16 protein-coding genes, 1 pseudogene and 1 riboswitch are annotated in these 16,445 nt (G+C 64.1%); of the genes and pseudogenes, 7 read left to right on the top strand and 10 right to left on the bottom strand.

What is annotated here, in order from left to right:
* The first annotated feature begins 9 nt into the window (after positions 1 to 9).
* The 6 genes from P9236_RS26630 to P9236_RS26605 all read left to right on the top strand — a co-directional run bounded on the left by P9236_RS26630 (position 10) and on the right by P9236_RS26605 (position 6,676).
* Positions 10 to 1,224, top strand: coding sequence for a response regulator/pilus assembly protein (locus tag P9236_RS26630; protein WP_278077613.1), 1,215 nt, complete (start codon positions 10 to 12; stop codon positions 1,222 to 1,224).
* Positions 1,221 to 2,642, top strand: a complete 1,422-nt coding sequence (locus P9236_RS26625; RefSeq protein ID WP_278077612.1) for a CpaF family protein — start codon at positions 1,221 to 1,223, stop codon at positions 2,640 to 2,642. The genes P9236_RS26630 and P9236_RS26625 overlap by 4 nt, the downstream gene beginning before the upstream one ends.
* A 3-nt stretch (positions 2,643 to 2,645) precedes the next feature.
* Positions 2,646 to 3,611 carry a type II secretion system F family protein gene (locus tag P9236_RS26620; protein WP_278077611.1) on the top strand — a complete coding sequence of 322 codons (966 nt, stop codon included), beginning with the start codon at positions 2,646 to 2,648 and terminating at the stop codon, positions 3,609 to 3,611.
* Position 3,612: 1 nt separating this feature from the next.
* Positions 3,613 to 4,578, top strand: coding sequence for a type II secretion system F family protein (locus tag P9236_RS26615; protein ID WP_278077610.1), 966 nt, complete (start codon positions 3,613 to 3,615; stop codon positions 4,576 to 4,578).
* A gap of 276 nt (positions 4,579 to 4,854) precedes the next feature.
* On the top strand, positions 4,855 to 5,328 hold the full coding sequence (locus P9236_RS26610; RefSeq protein WP_278077609.1) for a hypothetical protein: 474 nt from the start codon (positions 4,855 to 4,857) through the stop codon (positions 5,326 to 5,328).
* Positions 5,329 to 5,503: 175 nt separating this feature from the next.
* Positions 5,504 to 6,676, top strand: coding sequence for a GGDEF domain-containing protein (locus P9236_RS26605; protein WP_278077608.1), 1,173 nt, complete (start codon positions 5,504 to 5,506; stop codon positions 6,674 to 6,676).
* Between the two features lie 4 nt (positions 6,677 to 6,680).
* Here the strand turns inward: P9236_RS26605 and gcvP are convergent, their stop codons facing one another.
* From gcvP to P9236_RS26585, 4 genes are all read right to left on the bottom strand, one after another.
* Positions 6,681 to 9,491: an aminomethyl-transferring glycine dehydrogenase gene (gene gcvP / locus P9236_RS26600; protein WP_278077607.1), complete on the bottom strand. Its 2,811-nt coding sequence runs from the start codon at positions 9,489 to 9,491 to the stop codon at positions 6,681 to 6,683.
* Between the two features lie 16 nt (positions 9,492 to 9,507).
* Positions 9,508 to 9,876 (bottom strand): glycine cleavage system protein GcvH, encoded by a 369-nt coding sequence (gene gcvH, locus P9236_RS26595; protein ID WP_126093472.1) that lies wholly within the window; start codon positions 9,874 to 9,876, stop codon positions 9,508 to 9,510.
* A 7-nt stretch (positions 9,877 to 9,883) separates the two neighbouring features.
* The gene (gene gcvT, locus P9236_RS26590; RefSeq protein ID WP_278077606.1) at positions 9,884 to 10,984 is read right to left on the bottom strand and encodes a glycine cleavage system aminomethyltransferase GcvT; all 1,101 of its coding nucleotides are present in this window, start codon (positions 10,982 to 10,984) and stop codon (positions 9,884 to 9,886) included.
* 149 nt (positions 10,985 to 11,133) lie between these two features.
* A riboswitch (glycine riboswitch) is annotated at positions 11,134 to 11,220 on the bottom strand.
* A gap of 141 nt (positions 11,221 to 11,361) precedes the next feature.
* On the bottom strand, positions 11,362 to 12,192 hold the full coding sequence (locus tag P9236_RS26585; protein ID WP_278077605.1) for a transporter substrate-binding domain-containing protein: 831 nt from the start codon (positions 12,190 to 12,192) through the stop codon (positions 11,362 to 11,364).
* A gap of 90 nt (positions 12,193 to 12,282) precedes the next feature.
* Here P9236_RS26585 and P9236_RS26580 point away from each other — a divergent pair, with 90 nt between their 5' ends.
* A complete protein-coding gene (locus tag P9236_RS26580) occupies positions 12,283 to 12,885 on the top strand; it encodes a DUF3011 domain-containing protein (protein ID WP_278077604.1) in 603 nt (200 codons plus the stop codon).
* Positions 12,886 to 12,935: 50 nt separating this feature from the next.
* Here the strand turns inward: P9236_RS26580 and P9236_RS26575 are convergent, their stop codons facing one another.
* The 6 genes and pseudogenes from P9236_RS26575 to P9236_RS26550 form a co-directional block, all read right to left on the bottom strand.
* Positions 12,936 to 13,364, bottom strand: a complete 429-nt coding sequence (locus P9236_RS26575) for a GNAT family N-acetyltransferase (protein ID WP_278077603.1) — start codon at positions 13,362 to 13,364, stop codon at positions 12,936 to 12,938.
* The gene (locus tag P9236_RS26570; protein WP_278077602.1) at positions 13,364 to 14,155 is read right to left on the bottom strand and encodes a molybdopterin-binding protein; all 792 of its coding nucleotides are present in this window, start codon (positions 14,153 to 14,155) and stop codon (positions 13,364 to 13,366) included. The genes P9236_RS26575 and P9236_RS26570 overlap by 1 nt, the downstream gene beginning before the upstream one ends.
* Position 14,156: 1 nt before the next feature.
* Positions 14,157 to 15,029 carry a cytochrome b/b6 domain-containing protein gene (locus P9236_RS26565; protein WP_278077601.1) on the bottom strand — a complete coding sequence of 291 codons (873 nt, stop codon included), beginning with the start codon at positions 15,027 to 15,029 and terminating at the stop codon, positions 14,157 to 14,159.
* 100 nt (positions 15,030 to 15,129) lie between these two features.
* A complete protein-coding gene (locus P9236_RS26560) occupies positions 15,130 to 15,807 on the bottom strand; it encodes a DUF1345 domain-containing protein (protein ID WP_278077600.1) in 678 nt (225 codons plus the stop codon).
* Positions 15,808 to 15,832: 25 nt separating this feature from the next.
* Positions 15,833 to 16,300, bottom strand: a complete 468-nt coding sequence (locus P9236_RS26555; protein WP_278077599.1) for a YaiI/YqxD family protein — start codon at positions 16,298 to 16,300, stop codon at positions 15,833 to 15,835.
* Between the two features lie 64 nt (positions 16,301 to 16,364).
* Positions 16,365 to 16,445: pseudogene (locus tag P9236_RS26550) on the bottom strand (aldehyde-activating protein); the annotation flags it as partial.

Here is a 16,445-nt window from a genome sequence, read left to right as displayed (position 1 = left end):
CTGGCGATCATGGCATCCGGCACCAAGACCAAGAAGATCCTGCTCGTTTCAACCGACAGGGCGTTCTCGCAGGACACACGGACAGCTTTCGCAGCCTCCGAGGTCATCGAGCTTTTGACAGTCGAGAGAAGCGTCAACGAGCTTCGCGGCGAAGTCCAGGAAGCCGAGTTCGGTGCCGTCATCGTCGACATGGATGCAGCCAAGCTCGAGGAGATCGAGTCGCTGCAGCGCATCATGCGCCGGCTCGAAGGCCGGGTTCCGGTGATCGTCGTCACCCAGGAGTTCAATGCGGCGGCGGTGCGCATTCTGGTGCAGCTCAAGGTCGCCGACTTCCTGGTCAAGCCGATCACCACCGCGGACCTGGTGCGTTCCGTCATCCGCGCGCTGCAGGGGCCGGGGCGGGAGGAAAACACCGAGTCGCAGATCTACACCTTCATGCCGGCCGCCGGCGGCGTCGGCACCACCACGCTTGCGCTCCAGACCGCCTTCCAGCTGCATCATTCGGTGACGCGCGGCGCCTCTACCTGCGTAGTCGACCTCAACTTCCAGCAAGGCGCCTGTGCCGAATATCTCGATCTCGAGCCGCGCTTCGACATCACCGAAATCGAGAACCAGCCCGAACGCCTCGACCGGCAGCTGCTGGATGTCATGCTCTCCAAGCATGCGAGCGGGCTCTGCGTGCTGGCCGCGCCGACGCGTCCCTCGGAAATGCGCTCGTTCAAGACCGATGTGGTGGTGCGCATGCTCGACCTCGTCTCGGCCTATTTCGACAATGTCGTCATCGATATGCCGCGCACCTGGTTCCCATGGACCGAGACGGTGCTGCTCGGCTCCAACAAGCTCTATATCGTGGCCGAGATGACAGTCCCTTGCCTGCGCCACACGCAGCGTCTCATCCAGGCCATCTATGAGACTGCCGGCAAGGAAGTGAGGCCCAACGTCATCGTCAACCGCTTCGAGCAGAAGATGTTCGACAGCGGCATCAAGCAGGCCGATGTTCAGGACATTCTCGGCGAACATTTCGTCGGCGGCATCTCCAACAACTACCGGCTGGTGCGCGAGGCCGTCGACAGGGGCGTGCCGCTGCACGACATCGACCCCAACGCCAATGTCGTCAACGACCTGAAGAAGATCATCCTGCCTGAGGAGGCGGTGACGACGACGGCAAAATCGAAGTCGCTGTTCGGCCTTGGCAAGGGCCTCTTGAAAAGGAACGCAGGATGAGCAGCCGCTTCTCCAACCTGCAGAATCGCGACGCCCGTCCGCTGCGGCCGCCCGAACCCGCGCCCGTTGCGCACCATGCCGTGGTCATTCCGACGACCCGCAAGCCGGCGCCGCCGAAGCCGGATGCGGCACCGGCAAAAAGCGCCAACAAGGTGCTCGACGCGCGCGTGCGCATCCACCGCATGCTGCTCGAGGAGATCAACCTCGTCGCGCTGGAGCGGCTGCCCAAGGATGAAATGCGCCGTCAGGTGCATGAGTTCGTCTCGGAAAAGACGCGCGAGGAGCGGATGGCGATCAACACCGCCGAGCTCGACGCGCTGGTCGACGACATCGTCGACGAGATGGTCGGCCTCGGCCCGCTGGAGCCGCTGCTCAAGGACCCCGAGATCAACGACATCCTCATCAACGGTCACCAGAACTGCTTCGTCGAAAAACGCGGCAAGCTGCAGCAGGTCCATATCCCGTTCAAGGACGAAGCGCATCTGCTTAGGATCATTAACAAAATCGTCGCCGCGGTCGGGCGCCGAGTCGATGAATCGCAGCCGATGGTCGACGCCCGCATGCTCGACGGCTCGCGTTTCAACGCCGCCATCCGGCCGGTCGGCGTCGACGGGCCGCTGGTGTCGATCCGCAAATTCTCCAAGAACAAGCTCGGCCTGCACAAGCTGGTCGAATTCGGCGCCATCACCCAGAACATGGCGGAGGTGCTGGCGGCGGCCGTGCATGCGCGCAAGACCACGATCATCTCCGGCGGTACCGGCACCGGCAAGACGACGATGCTCAACGCATTGTCGGCCTTCATTCCCGAGGACGAGCGCCTGATCACCATCGAGGACGCGGCCGAGCTGCAGCTGCAGCAACCGCATGTCGCGCGCATGGAAACGCGGCCCGCGAACATCGAGGGTCATGGCGAGCTGAAACAGCGCGACCTGGTCAAGAACGCGCTGCGCATGCGGCCCGACCGCGTCATCCTCGGCGAGTGCCGCGGCGAGGAGGCCTTCGACATGCTGCAGGCGATGAACACTGGCCATGAAGGTTCGATGGCGACCATCCACGCCAACACGCCGCGCGACGCCATCTCCCGCCTCGAGCAGATGCTCGGCATGACCGGCATGCCGATGACGGTGCAGTCGATCCGCAGCCAGATCGCCAGCGCCCTCGACATCATCGTGCAGCTGACGCGCCTGTCCGACGGCAAGCGCAAGGTGACCAGCGTTGCCGAGGTGACGGGCATGGAGGGCGACGTCATCCAGATGCAGGAGATCTTCCGCTTCGTGCGCACCGGCATGGAGGCCGACGGCAAGATCGTCGGTCATTTCGAGGCGACGGGCATCCGTCCGCGCTTCCTCGAGGACCTGCGCAACATGGGCATAGAATTTCCGGGCAAGTATTTCGAACCCGGCCGGCCGCAGGAGTAGCCGGTGCTCGAGGGGTTCGGTCCGATCTACGCGGTCTACGCCGCGGCCGCGCTCACCGGCATCATGATCGCCGAGGGCTGCTACCTGCTCTATGCCGGCCGCAGCGACAAGCGCACGGCGATCAACCGCCGCATGAAGTTGGCGGAGAACAAGATCAGCCAGGAGCAGGTGCTGATCCAGCTGCGCAAGGAGCGCGGCGTCGAGGGCGGCGCGTCCCTGTTTTCCCTCGATCGCTTCCGCGCCTTGCGCACGCAGTCCGGCATGATCACGCCATTGCCCAAATTCCTCACGATCACGTCTGGGGCGGCTTTCGCGCTGGCCCTTTTCGCCATGTGGTACGGCCTGCCCTTGCTTTTCGGGCTGGTCCTGTTCGTCGTGCTGCTGCCGATCCTGCCGGTGATGGCGTTACGCTTTCTGCGCAAGCGCCGGCATAAGCGCTTCGGCCTGCAACTGCCGGAAGCGCTGGAGCTGATCACGCGCGGCCTCAAGGCCGGCCACCCGGTGCCGGTGGCGATCGCGATGGTGGCGCGTGAGATGGCCGATCCGATCGGCACCGAGTTCGGCGTCGTGGCCGACGAGGTGACCTACGGCTCCGATCTGGTCTCGGCGCTCAACAACCTTTTCGAGCGGGTCGGCCACGAAGACCTGCCGCTGTTCGTCACCGCCGTGTCGATCCAAAGCAGTTCCGGCGGCAATCTACGCGAGATCCTGGACGGGCTGTCGGCGACGATCCGCGAGCGCGGCAAGCTGCGGCGCAAGGTGCGCGCGATTTCGACCGAGGGCCGCATGTCGGCCTATATCCTGACCGCCGTGCCGGTGCTTCTGTTCACCGCCATCATGGTGCTCATGCCGCAATTCTACCGGGAAGTGTGGGGGATACCGAAGACCTGGTACATGCTGGGCGGCTCCATCCTGTGGCTGCTGCTTGGCAACGCCATCATGTTCAAGATGTCGAATTTCAGGTTCTGAGATGGAGGACATCATCCGCTTCCTCGCCTCGCTCGCGCCGACATCCCTGATGCCGGTGGCGGTGCTGCTGCTGGTGCTAGGCGGCGGCGCGATGGCCTGGCCGCTGGTCGTCGCCAAGGGAGATCGCAACGAGGTCAAGCGCCGGCTGAAGGTCGAGGTGGTCCAGCCGATCGAGCAGGCGGAGCCGGCGGCGCCCAGGAAAAACGCAAACGCCGTGCGCGAGAAGGCTGTGAGGCGGGCGCAGGAATTCTACGCCAAGAGCGACCCGGAGAACGTCGCGCGGTTGCGCATGAAGCTCATCCAGGCCGGTTACATGGAACCGCGCGCCGTCGGCATGTTCTTCCTGATCCGCTTTGCCGCTCTGGTCGGCGTCGCACTTGGCGCGTTCCTGGTCAACCATTGGGCGGCCAGCGCCGAGTCGACCATGACCAGCCGCTGGACCTTCATCATCCTGTCGGGTGCGGCCGGCTATTTCCTGCCGGGCCTGATATTGACACAGAAGGTGCGGGAAAAGATGCGCGAATACCGCAACGGCTTTCCCGACTTCATGGATCTGATGATCGTCTGCTCTGACGCCGGCATGAGCATGGAGGCCGGCATCGAGCGCGTCTCGAAGGAACTGGCAAAGACCTATCCGTCGCTCAGCCAGAACCTGCAGCTGGTGTCGTTGGAGCTGAGGGCCGGCCGCAGCCTCGACGATGCGTTGAAGGCGCTCGCGGACCGATTGAGCCTTGATGAGGTCCGTTCCTTCGCGACGCTGTTGCAGCAGTCCAAGGAACTCGGCACCAGCCTGTCGGGCGCGCTGCGCGTCTTTTCCGACGAGATGCGCCACAAGCGCATGTCGCTTGCCGAGGAGAAGGCGCATGCCCTGCCGGCCAAGATGTCGGTGCCGGTGACGGTGTGTATCCTGCCGGTGGTGCTGATGGTCGCCATCATTCCCATCGTCGTGAAGCTGACGGCGCACTGAGGCATGTTGATATTCAGGTGATGCCGGCCTGCAAGCGGCAGTTTTCTGCGCTTCCGGTGCTCACGTACCCAAAAGTACGCTCCGCCCCGGTTCCCGAAAACCACCACTTTCGGCTCGGCCTGACCATCTCAACATGTCTCAAGCTCCCGCGTATTGATTAACGCATCCTTTGCACGCAACTGAAATTTAGGGGCTTTTCGGCACCGAAGCTTAATCGCTGTGCTTTATGGTCCTTGCTGAAGAACGACCCGGCAAATCGGGCGATGGGGCAGGGGCATGCGTCACGGACTTCCCAGGGCAGCAGCGGCGTTGGCAGCCGTCTTGATGATCACCGGCTGCACGACGAGCAGCAACGTCGACACCACCAAGACCACCGCGATCCAGCCGACGGCCAAGGACGTCAGCGCCGCCGACCTGGTGGAGGGCAAGGCACAGTTCCGCGAGGCCAATTTCGGCCTTGCCGAGCAGCATTTCCGTAAGGCGGTGGAGCTCAAGGCCGACAATGCCGAAGCCTGGATGGGGCTCGCCGCGTCCTATGACGAGCTCGGCCGCTTCGACTTCGCCGACCGCGCCTATGCCCAATTGCTCAGGGTCGCCGGACGCAAGCCGCAGATCGTCAACAATATGGGCTACTCGCAGCTGCTGCGCGGCAACAAGAAGAAGGCGAGGGCGCTGCTATTGGAAGCGAAGGCCGGCCTCGCCGATCAGACCGTGGTCAATGCCAACCTTGCGCTGCTCGACAAGAGCTGATCCGCGTCCACACTCCTTGCCGTCGCGGATCCGCGCCGGCATTTCAGGCGGCATGTCGACGCTTTGTAAACCCTGTACCGACGTAGCGGCGGGCGCCAGCCGAAAACGGTTTGCGCCGGGCGTCTACAACCTACATTGAGGAAGTAACGAGACTCCCCAAGGCAGATCTTCAGAGATGTTGGATTTCAGCTCGCTCCTGCTCGCGGCGGCGCTGTCTGGCACTTGCCTCAGCATCACACTGTTCGCGATCTGGTTCACCGCGCCCAGAGCGCGTTTCATTCCCATGGTCGCTTGCGGCATGCTCGTGCTCGTTGCCCATGTCGTCCTGTTCTGGCGCTATACCAAAGATGCCAATCCGTGGCTCTGCCAGATCGTGCTCGCGCTGCTCAGCCTAGGCTTTCTGGCCATCTGCCTGTCGGCCATGCAGTATCTCGGTTTTCGCAACTATCGCCGCGCGGTTCTGCCGACGCTTGCAGCCATGGCCGCTTGCGCCGCTTTCACCTATCTCGGTTTCGACGGCGTCGGCTTCCAGATCACCTACGCGGCTGTGACAGCGCTGCTCGCAGCGATCGGAACGATGTTCTGGATGAAGGGCGATCACGACCGCCGGATCCTGCTCGTCGTCTCGTTCCTGAGCGGAGCCTGCGGTCTGTCTTTTGCGCTTTGCGGCCTGGTGCTGCTCTTCCACGGGCAATGGGTGGTGGGCGCCGCTCCGGACAATTGGGCCGAGAGGGTGAACTCCGTCGTCGCGGTCGCCTGCATGACCGGCCTCGGCGCGCTGACGCTGTCGCTGCACCATCTGCAGGCGCAGATCGAGCTCAAAGCGGAGACGATGACCGATCCGTTGACCGGCCTGATGAACCGCAGGGCGCTCGGCGAGCTTTACGGCGATCGCAGCTTCGGTCCGTTCATGGCGATCGCGATGTTCGATCTCGACCATTTCAAGACGACCAACGACGTCTTCGGCCACCCTGTCGGCGATCAGGTCCTTTGCCGCTTCGCGGCGGTGATCAAGAAATATGGCAGGGCCGGCGTCGACGCCTTCCGGCTGGGCGGCGAGGAATTCGCGCTCGTCATCTCGCGCATGACGCCGGAAAAGGCGCATGACATGGCAAGCAGGATCGGCGTCGCCTTCGGCACCGAGATCGTTCCGACCCATCGCGGCCCGCTGCGCAGCAGCGTCAGCGGCGGCATGGGATTTGGCGCCGGCGTCGGCCGGAGCCTGGACGAGGTGCTGGCGGAAGCAGACGCCGCGCTCTACGCCGCCAAGCGCGCCGGGCGGAACCGCGTGATCGCCCAGAACAAGGAAGGCCAGCCCGACAGCGGGCCGGCCCTGAAAACCGCCTGAGCGACTACTCGGCGGCGCCGAGATATTCCGTCAGCGGCGGGCAGGAGCAGACCAGGTTGCGGTCACCGGCGACATTGTCGATGCGTGACACCGGCGGCCAGTATTTCGCCGACAGGTCGGCGTCGCCCGCCGGATAGGCCGCATCGAGCCGCGAATAGGGATGCGTCCACGCGCCGGCGAGCGCCTCGGCGGTGGTGTGAGGAGCGTTGACCAACGGGTTATCGGCCAAGGGCCATTCGCCCTTTGCGACCTTGGCCGCCTCGCCGGCGATCGCGATCATCGCCTCGCAGAAGCGGTCGAGCTCGCGCTTGGGCTCGGACTCGGTCGGCTCGACCATCAGCGTGCCGGCAACCGGGAACGACATGGTCGGCGCGTGGAAGCCGTAGTCGATGAGACGCTTGGCGATGTCGTCGACGCTGATGCCCGCGCTCTCCTTGAGCACGCGGGTGTCGAGGATGCATTCATGGGCGATGCGATCGCTCCGGCCCTTGTATAGGAGCGGGAAATGCGGCGCGAGCCGGGTCGCCACGTAGTTGGCGGAAACGATGGCCGTCTCGGTCGCCTGCTTCAGCCCTGCGCCTCCCATCATACGGATATACATCCAGGTGATCGGCAGGATCGAGGCACTGCCGAAGGGCGCGGCCGCCACAGCATGCGCCGAGCCTTCGGTGACATGACCCGGCAGATAGGGTTTTAGATGCGCCCTGACGCCGATCGGGCCGACGCCCGGGCCGCCGCCGCCATGCGGGATGCAGAATGTCTTGTGCAGGTTCATGTGGCAGACATCGGCGCCGATGTCGCCGGGACGGGCGAGGCCGACCAGGGCGTTGAGGTTGGCGCCGTCGAAATAGACCTGGCCGCCGTGCTCATGGATGAGAGCGCAGAGATGGCGCGCGCCTTCCTCATAGACGCCATGCGTCGAGGGGTAGGTGAACATCAGCGCCGCAAGGTTCTTGGAATGCTCGTTGGCCTTGGCCCTCAGATCGTCCATGTCGATATTGCCGTCGTCGGTGCAGCGCACGACGACGACGCTCATGCCCGCCATTGCGGCGCTGGCCGGATTGGTGCCATGCGCGGAGGACGGGATCAGGCAGATGGTGCGATGGCCCTCGCCGCGCGCGCGGTGATAGGCGCGGATGGCGAGCAGGCCGGCATATTCACCCTGGCTGCCTGCATTGGGCTGCAGGCTGACCGCGTCGAAACCGGTGATCTCCGACAGCCAGGTTTCCAAGTCGCCGGCCATGGCGCGGTAGCCCGCCGAATGGCCGGCCGGCGCGAAGGGGTGCAGGTTGGCGACGCTCGGCCAGCTCACCGGCATCATCTCGGCGGCGGCGTTGAGCTTCATCGTGCAGGAGCCGAGCGGGATCATGGCGCGGTCGAGCGCGAGGTCCTTGTCGGCCAGCCGGCGCAGGAAGCGCATCATGTCGGTTTCGGAGTGGTTCTCATGAAAGACCGGCTGCGTCAGGAACTCCTTGCCGCGCGGCTTGCCGGGCATGGAGCCGGCTTCCACCGTGCCGGACTTGGCGCCGAACAGGGCCGCGATCGCTTCCAGATCGGCTTCCGTCGAGGTCTCATCGAAGGCGATGCCGACGCGGTCGGCATCGATCACGCGCAGCAGCCGGCCGGTCTTTTCGGCGGCGGCGGCAATCGAGCTTGCCTTGCCCTTCACCTCGACCGTCACCGTGTCAAAGCGATGGGCGCCGAGGACTGCCACGCCTGCTGCCTTCAGCCCCGCCGCGAGGCGGTTGGCAAGGGTGTGGACGCGCTCGGCGATAGCCTGCAGGCCGGCGGGGCCGTGCCAGATCGCATAGGCGGTCGCCATGTTGGCAAGCAGCGCCTGCGCGGTGCAGATGTTCGAGGTGGCCTTGTCGCGGCGGATGTGCTGTTCGCGCGTCTGCAGCGCGAGGCGATAGCCCGGGCGGCCCTTGGTATCGGTGGACTGACCGACGAGACGGCCGGGCATCAGACGGGTCAATCTGTCGGAGACGGCGCAATAGGCGGCGTGCGGACCGCCAAAGCCCATCGGCACGCCGAAACGCTGCATCGGGCCGACGGCTATGTCGGCGCCGAGCTTGGCCGGCGCATCCGTCAGCGTGAGCGCAAGCGGATCGGCGATGAACACCACCAGAGCGCCGGTGGCGCGGGCCTTCTCGATCGCCGCCTTGTGGTCGCCGTAGACGCCAAAGGTGTCCGGCCAGGAGACGAGGAGTGCGGCGGTGTTGTCGTCGATCGTCTCGCCGTCGACCTCGGTGCCGAGGGGCTCGGCGCGGGTGCGCACGACATCGAGCGTCTGCGGATGCGGCGTGCCGGCGAGCGCCACCTTGGTGCGCTTGTCGCGGTGATGGCGCAGCGCGATGCCGACCGCTTCGGCGACAGCGGTGGCTTCATCGAGCAATGATGCCGATGCCACCGGCAGGCCGGTCAGCTCGGTGACCAGGGTCTGGAAATTGAACAGCATCTCCAGCCGGCCCTGGCTGATCTCGGCCTGGTAGGGCGTGTAGGCCGTATACCAGGCCGGGTTCTCGAACATGTTGCGCTGGATGACCGGCGGCACAAAGACACCGTGATAACCGGCGCCGATGAAGCTCTTCAGCACCGTGTTCTTCGCCATGATCGCCGACAATTCGGCCAGCGCTTCGGCTTCGCTGGCGGCGGGAGGCAGATTGAGCGGCTGATCGAGGCGTATCGATCTTGGCACGGCCTGGCTTATCAGCGTCTCGACGGACGGCACGCCGATGGTGGCAAGCATGGCCCTGACATCGTTGACGCCGGGGCCGATGTGGCGGGCCGAGAAAGGAACAGGTGCTGCGGTCATTTCCAAAATCCTGCTATCAGCCGATATGGGCTTTGTAGGCGGCCTCATCCATGAGGCTGGCGAGCTGGCTTTCGTTGGATAGCTTCATCTTCCAGAGCCAGCCGTCGCCGGTCGCCGCCGAGTTGACTAGCGAAGGGTCGGAGGACAGCGAGGTATTGGCTTCGATGATCTCGCCGTCGACCGGCGCGTAGACATCCGAGGCCGCCTTGACGGATTCGACGACCACCGCAGTGTCGCCCTTGGCGAGCTTGCGGCCGATTTCCGGCAGTTCGACGAAGACGAGATCGCCGAGCTGCTCCTGCGCGTAGTCGGTGATGCCGACAGTGGCGACGCCGCCCTCGACGCGCAGCCATTCATGGTCTTCAGTGAAATAGGTGTTTGCCATCGGGAATTCATCCTTTGCGGTAGCGGTGTGGCGTGAAGGGGAGCGAAGTGACGTCGACCGGAATTTTCGTCCCACGGACATCGGCGAACAATCTGGTGCCGGGTCTGGCCAGCGCGGTGTCGACATAGCCCATGGCGACCGGGTGGCCCGTCGAGGGGCCGAAGCCGCCCGAGGTGACGTGGCCGGCCGGATTGCCCTCGACGTCGACCAGCGCCGCGGCCGCGCGCACCGGCTGGCGACCATCGGGCTTCAGGCCGACACGCTTCTGCGACTGTCCGCGCTCGAGGACCGAGCGCAGCGCCTCGGCGCCGATGAAGCCGCCGGAGGCGCGGACCTCCTTGGGGATTGCCCACATCAAACCGGCGCTCGCCGGGTCGATCTCGGGTGTCAGATCCTGGCCGTGCAGGCAGAGCCCGGCTTCGAGCCTAAGGCTGTCGCGGGCGGCAAGGCCGATCCATTGCACGCGCTCGTCCTGCAGCAGCTTCGCGACGAGACCGCGGGCATCCGCTTCCGGCAGCCCGATCTCGAAGCCGTCCTCGCCGGTGTAGCCGGAGCGGCTCATGAACCAGTTTTGCCGGGGCTCGACACCGTGCATGAACAGCAAGGAGCCGGTCTCGATGCCGGCTCGCGAAAGGGCCGCCCAGGCGTCCGGGCCCTGGATGGCCAGGAAGACGCGGTCGAGCGGCTGGACCTTCACATCATAATCCGCCGCCAGGGCACTGAGGTGCTTTTCGTCCTCGACGGCGTTGCCGGCATTGGCCACCACCATGAAGCGGTCGTCGCCGAGCCGGGTAACGATCAAGTCATCGATGATGCCGGCGGCCTCATTGAGGAAGAAGGTGTATTTGGACTGGGAGATTTCCAGCGCGCCGGCGTCGAGCGGGCAGGCGCGGTTGAGAAGGTCAGCGGCGCCGGAGCCGCCGACCGCGAACAGCTTCATATGCGAAATGTCGAACAGGCCAGCATGTTCGCGCGTGTGGAGATGCTCCTTCATCACGCCCGCCGGATAGGTCAGCGGCATGGACCAGCCGGCGAACGCGCCGAAGCGCGCGCCGGCAGCGTTATGCAAATCCTCGAGGGGTAAGAGCTTGGTGCCTTCGCCTGTCATGTCTTCTCCAGAGTCGCACGCAATCGACCGCCATTGGCGGTCCAGTCCGTGCCCCTCTGTCTGAAGCCTGAGAGACTCGCGCCCCGGAACTCTGTCGGCAGCGCTTACACCTTCGGCGCGGGACGAATCCCGACTTTCCAGAGTTGTCTTTCCCGTCCACGGTTCTTTTGCCTGAGAGATTTCGGGCGATTTCCCCTTCGGCGACAGCTTTCGCTGTTCTCTCCCGCAAACAGGTAGGACTCAGTCGCCTGAGTCCCCGACGCGCCATCCATAGCCCGTCGGCGACACCTTGTCACCTCCCAGCGACATGTTGCCGACAAGTCTTCGCCAACTACGCGGTTTGCGTGCTCGGCACTTTCCTGAAATTGCCCAGAAGTCTACTGCTTCGGCTTTGCCTGTTCCGGCTTGGCGCCGGTGTCGAAACGCGACATCCATTTGAAGCCACCGAACCAGTAGCGGCGAACACCCGCGATGGTGCCATCAGCGGTGCGCGCGCTGATCCAGTTGTCGACGTATTGCACGAGGCGAACGTCGTCGGGACGCAAGGCGAAGGCTTCCGGCGTGCGCAGCAACGGGCCGCCCACCAGCTTGAATTTCGCGTCATAGAGCTTGGCCGCCATCTGCGGCGTCGGCGACGTGGCCACCATGGCCTGCGCGTCGCCGCCGATGAGAGCGGCAAAGACGGCGGTCGTGTTGTCGAAGGACAAGATGTCCGCCTTCGGGAAGGCCTCCTTGGCGGCGGCCTCGTCGGTGGAATTGGACAGCACGGCGATCTTGTAGCCAGGCGCCGTCAGCGCCTTGTCCGGCCGCTTGCCGAGGCCGGCTATCGACGCGACCATGCGGATGTCGGCGGCGCCGGTGGGATTGGAGAACACCACCTCGCGGGCACGCTCCGGCGTGTTGGCGTAACCGGTCGCGATCAGGTCGAAGTCGCCCTTGAGCAGCCGCGCCTTCAGGTCGTTCCATGGTACCTCTACCAGCTTCAATTCAACGCCGAGATCCGAGGCGAGCGCGTTTGTCAGATCGACGTCGTAGCCCGCGAATTTGCCGTCGGCCTTTTTGAGGATCCAAGGCGGATTGATTGCCACACCGACCGTCAGTGTCTTCTGGTCGATGACGCGCTTGAGGCTGTCATCGGCGCGTGCCGGCAAAACGGTCAGCCAGACAGAAAGAGCAAGTATAATCGTCGCGATTATCTTAGCGCGCATGAATATAACCTCGCTGCTGGCCCCTCTGGTTGTCAGATTTACACAGAGGTGCCATTCTGTCGATAGCGGCCCTCTGACGGAGATTTGCAAATGTCGGTGCGGATGGCAGTTACCGGTTCGATGATGTTGCTGGCCTGCCTCATCGGCAATCCGGCAAAGCTATCGCTTCTGCCCGACGCAGCGCAGGCGGCAGGCCCCAGGCGCGTGGTCTGCTCCAGCGCGGACTATCGCTATTCCTATTGCGGGGTCGACACGCGCGGGGGCGTGCAGCTGACCAATCGGCTGTCGAAGTCGCGCTGCCAGTACGGCAGCAGCTGGGGCTATGGCGCCGGCGGCATCTGGGTCGACAAGGGCTGTTCGGCCGAATTCGTAGTTGCGGGGTCCGGCCGCAGGCCGTCCCCCGGCGACGCAGCGGCGGCGATCATCGTCGGGGGCATTGTCGGCGCGATCCTCGACAACAACAACCGCCACGGCCACCATTCGGACAATTACTATCCGAGGCCCCAGCCGCGCCGCGACGATCAATGGATCGATCCGACGCCGCAATTCGACAGGGACGGCAATCCCAATTTCGATACCCACGGCCGCTACCAAGGATGTCATGGCGTCGGCTGCATGGTTGATAATCCGGATGAGATGGGTGACGCGCCGCCTGAGCCCGGTCAAACCACCTTCGACAGTTCGGACGAATGATCGCGCCGCCAAGGCCTGTATGCTGAACGCCAGACCGGTCTGGCTGCTGCCTACAGGGGAACCATCGTCTTGCAAAGGACGATGTTGGAATGGCCTGCGGGCCACCCGATGAATTCGGCCATACGCTCGAAGCCGGCCTTTTCGTAAAGGCCAGGCGCCTGGAAGTCGTGCGTCGTGACCCACACGCGCCGCGCGCCGCGAGCGGCCGCCTCGGAGACAAAAGCATCAAGCAGCTTCCTGCCATGGCCGACACCTCGGCAGGTTTCCTCGACCCACATCAGCTCGAGCTCGGCGATCCCCGCCCAGGAATAACCGGCGGCGACGCCGACGGCGCATCCATTTTCGTCTCGCAACGCAAAGATCAGGTTCCGGTCATCGTCGCGGCCGACAAGGCGCCGGTTGCCACCGTTCAAGCGCTCCTTGATGGCATCGAGTTCGGTCGGCGCCAGATCATGCTCGGCCAGCAGGCGAGGGGTCATCAAATGCCGCCATACCAGTCGTAGCCATTGTCTTCCCAATAGCCGCCGCGGCCGCCGCCGATATTGGCGAAGCTGTCGACCAGCTCGATCTTGTGGATGTATTTCGGCATCTTGTAACCGAGCTGGCGTTCGACCCGGACGCGCAGCGGCGCGCCGTTCTCCACCGGTAGCGGTTTGCCGTTGAGGCCGTAGGCCAGGATGGTCTGCGGGTGGCGGGCGTCGATCAGATCGATGGTGCCGTAATATTTGATGTCGCCCGACAGACTTTGCTCGATCGTGTCGAGGCAATGGAACATGACGTAGCGCGCCTCAGGCTTCACCACGGCCTGGTCGAGCACCAGCGACAATGGCGTGCCGGTCCATTTGGCGATGCAGCTCCAGCCTTCGACGCAGTCGTGGCGCGTGATCTGGGTGCGGCTCGGCATGTTCTGCAATTGCTCGCGAGTGAGCGACAGCGGTTTTTCGACGAGGCCGGCAACCTCCAGGCGCCAGTCGGCGAAATTGTTGGCGAGAAGGCCCTTGTAGGTGTCGTCGTCGGGAGCGGTGACGCCGTTCGGCCGCTGCGGCTGGCGAATGTCGGCCTCGGTGAATTCCGGCGCCAGCGCATTACGGCCGGCCAGCAGGCGCTGCGCGCGCCAGGTCAGGCCGTTGGCGTTTTCGAGGAAGCTGCGCAGGCCGCCACCGATGCCGAGGCCGCTGTCGAAGGCGTCGCAACCCGACAGCGCGATGCCCGACAGCCCCAGGCTGGCGGAGGTCAGGAACTTGCGGCGGCTGATCTGGAATTTTGCCATGTCAGGCGCTCCTCTCGTTGGGCTGATCGTGCGTCGCGGGCGGGTCGGTCCGGTACCAGCCGGTGATGATCGAGCGCAGCTCGTTGATCGGGCCGGCTGCGAGGATCATCACGATGTGGATGACAAAGAAGAGGACAAGCAGCACCATGACGGTGAAGTGGATGGTGCGCGCCGTCTGCCGGCCGCCCAGGATTTCATTGAGCCAGGGCAGCACCGAATCCATGCTGGGCGACATCGCAAGGCCGGTGACGATCATTAGCGGCAACAGCACGAAGAGCACGCCGCCATAAGCCATCTTCTGCAGCGTGTTGTATTCGTGCGTGTGATGGAACTTCAGCTTCGCATGGTCGACGATGTCGCGCGGCAGCTTGCGCAGATCATCCAGGCGAGGGGCAAGGTCGCGGCGGATATGGCCGTTGATGAGGCTGGCGATGAGCCAAACCAGCAAAGTGGCCGAAAGCACCCAGGCGAAGAAGAAATGCACGACGCGCGCGGTGCCGAGATCATAGTAGGACGGGATCGTCGCCCAGGCCGGGAAGGCGCGCGGCGTCTCCTGTCCGGGAGGGCCGGACCAGCCGAGCACGCCGGTGGTGTCGAAGCGATGGCCGAAGATGTCCGTGAAGCCGCGCGGCCCGTTATCGGTGTTTTCGGCGCCGATCTCGAGAATGGTGTTGTGGAATTGGAAGCCGGACTGCTTGCCGATATAGAGCTGCGGACGCGCGTTGAAGATCTGCAGGCCCGAAAGCAGCATGAAGAACAGCGAGAAGGCCCAGACCCAGTGCGTCAGGCGCGTCCAGCGCGACTGCCGGTAGATCAGCGTCGTATCCTTCGCGTCAGCCGCTGTGGCCGGTTGGCTCGTGGCACCAGAATCCATTCAGTCCTCCAGCCGCGCCATCGGACGCGGCTTTTCACGTCATTGTCTTTCCCTCAATACGTCGCGGCATAAGGCAATGTTTCATGCGATCACGTATTTATTACGGAGTGCCCAGGCTGACCGCGAGATTGACCGCGGCAGCGACGATCACCGTATTGAAGAAGAACGTCAGGATCGAATGAATAAGCACGATCTGACGCATGCGCGAGGTGGTGATCGCGGTGTCGGCCGTCTGCGCGGTCATGCCGATGACCGTTGCGAAATAGAGGAAATCCCAGCCCTCCGGCCGCTTGTCGCCGGGAAATTCGAGGCCGCCTATCGGAATCTTCTTGTTGGTTTTCGCGTCGACCTCAACGCCGTCCATCCAATAGACATGCGCGTAGTGCAGCGCCGCCATGGCATGGATGGTGAACCAGCCGAGCGGAATCGACAGCATCGCGAACGAAATCTCCAACGGATGCGCGGCACCCTTTTGATTGATGAGCTGGAACAGCGAGCCGATGGCGATACCGACCACAAAGAGCGTGACGGCGAAGATCAGCAGCACCGGAAGGTCGGTGGCGCGCGCGTTCTTGCTGAGATAGCGGCCGGTAAGCCTCGGCATCGGGGCGAGGACCAGAATGATGAAGGTCAAAAAGAACACGTTGGCGCCGATCGAGTAGGGAAGCGGTAGGCGCAAAAGCAGTGCAAGAAGCAGCGCGACGATGCCGATGGCCGCGGCCAAAGCGAACTGCATGTGCCGATGCATCGGCGTCTTGACGGACGTGTCGTCACCCATGGCCGGCCTCTGAAAGGCGTTCGGATCAATCCGGTGTGACGGATTTGAAGGCCCGCCGCAAGATGCGGTCGAGCTCGCCGAGAAAGTTCGACCTGTCCTTCGGAGTGAAGGCGGCGTTGAAGCCACGGCTCTCGCCGGTCTCACGCAGATGCTGCTTGAGATCGCGCATCGCCACCGCCATGCCGATTGTTTCCGGCGTGAAGGGACGGCCCGTCGGTCCCAGCACATGAGCGCCGAGCGCCACTGTGCGCGCGGCGAGCGGGATATCAGCCGTCACGACGATATCGTTTGGCCTGGCATTCTCGACGATCCAGTCGTCCGCGGCATCCGCGCCCTTGGAGACGACGACGTTGCGGATCATCGGATCGCGCGACGGGCGCAGCCCACCATTGGAGACATAGGTGACCATGACGCCATGGCGTTCCGCAACCTTCTCGACCTCGGCTTTGACCGGGCAGGCGTCGGCATCGACATAGATGATGGGCGCAGGCAATCGTCTCTCCAAATGTGCAAGGGGCCGGCGAAGGCCGGCCCCTTGCCTGAAATTTCGGGAATTGTCAGGCCGCCAAGGCGCCTGACTTCTTGGCCGTCCAGGTGGCGATGTAGTCCATCAGGCCTGGGTTGAGGCAGTCATAGGG

This window comes from Mesorhizobium sp. WSM4884, assembly GCF_029625675.1.
GTDB lineage: Bacteria > Pseudomonadota > Alphaproteobacteria > Rhizobiales > Rhizobiaceae > Mesorhizobium.
Note: the sequence above shows the minus strand (reverse complement) of the source record. Positions and strands in the feature narration are given on the sequence as shown.

What these genes read in the sequence shown, in the direction of transcription:
- P9236_RS26585 (WP_278077605.1), bottom strand. Translation starts at nt 12,192, where the DNA reads ATGCGCGCTAAGATAATCGCGACGATTATACTTGCTCTTTCTGTCTGG.
- P9236_RS26580 (WP_278077604.1), top strand. Translation starts at nt 12,283, where the DNA reads ATGTCGGTGCGGATGGCAGTTACCGGTTCGATGATGTTGCTGGCCTGC.
- gcvP (WP_278077607.1), bottom strand. Translation starts at nt 9,491, where the DNA reads ATGACCGCAGCACCTGTTCCTTTCTCGGCCCGCCACATCGGCCCCGGC.
- P9236_RS26610 (WP_278077609.1), top strand. Translation starts at nt 4,855, where the DNA reads ATGCGTCACGGACTTCCCAGGGCAGCAGCGGCGTTGGCAGCCGTCTTG.
- gcvT (WP_278077606.1), bottom strand. Translation starts at nt 10,984, where the DNA reads ATGACAGGCGAAGGCACCAAGCTCTTACCCCTCGAGGATTTGCATAAC.
- P9236_RS26565 (WP_278077601.1), bottom strand. Translation starts at nt 15,029, where the DNA reads ATGGATTCTGGTGCCACGAGCCAACCGGCCACAGCGGCTGACGCGAAG.
- P9236_RS26630 (WP_278077613.1), top strand. Translation starts at nt 10, where the DNA reads ATGGCATCCGGCACCAAGACCAAGAAGATCCTGCTCGTTTCAACCGAC.
- P9236_RS26570 (WP_278077602.1), bottom strand. Translation starts at nt 14,155, where the DNA reads ATGGCAAAATTCCAGATCAGCCGCCGCAAGTTCCTGACCTCCGCCAGC.
- P9236_RS26615 (WP_278077610.1), top strand. Translation starts at nt 3,613, where the DNA reads ATGGAGGACATCATCCGCTTCCTCGCCTCGCTCGCGCCGACATCCCTG.
- P9236_RS26575 (WP_278077603.1), bottom strand. Translation starts at nt 13,364, where the DNA reads ATGACCCCTCGCCTGCTGGCCGAGCATGATCTGGCGCCGACCGAACTC.
- P9236_RS26560 (WP_278077600.1), bottom strand. Translation starts at nt 15,807, where the DNA reads ATGGGTGACGACACGTCCGTCAAGACGCCGATGCATCGGCACATGCAG.
- P9236_RS26625 (WP_278077612.1), top strand. Translation starts at nt 1,221, where the DNA reads ATGAGCAGCCGCTTCTCCAACCTGCAGAATCGCGACGCCCGTCCGCTG.
- gcvH (WP_126093472.1), bottom strand. Translation starts at nt 9,876, where the DNA reads ATGGCAAACACCTATTTCACTGAAGACCATGAATGGCTGCGCGTCGAG.
- P9236_RS26605 (WP_278077608.1), top strand. Translation starts at nt 5,504, where the DNA reads ATGTTGGATTTCAGCTCGCTCCTGCTCGCGGCGGCGCTGTCTGGCACT.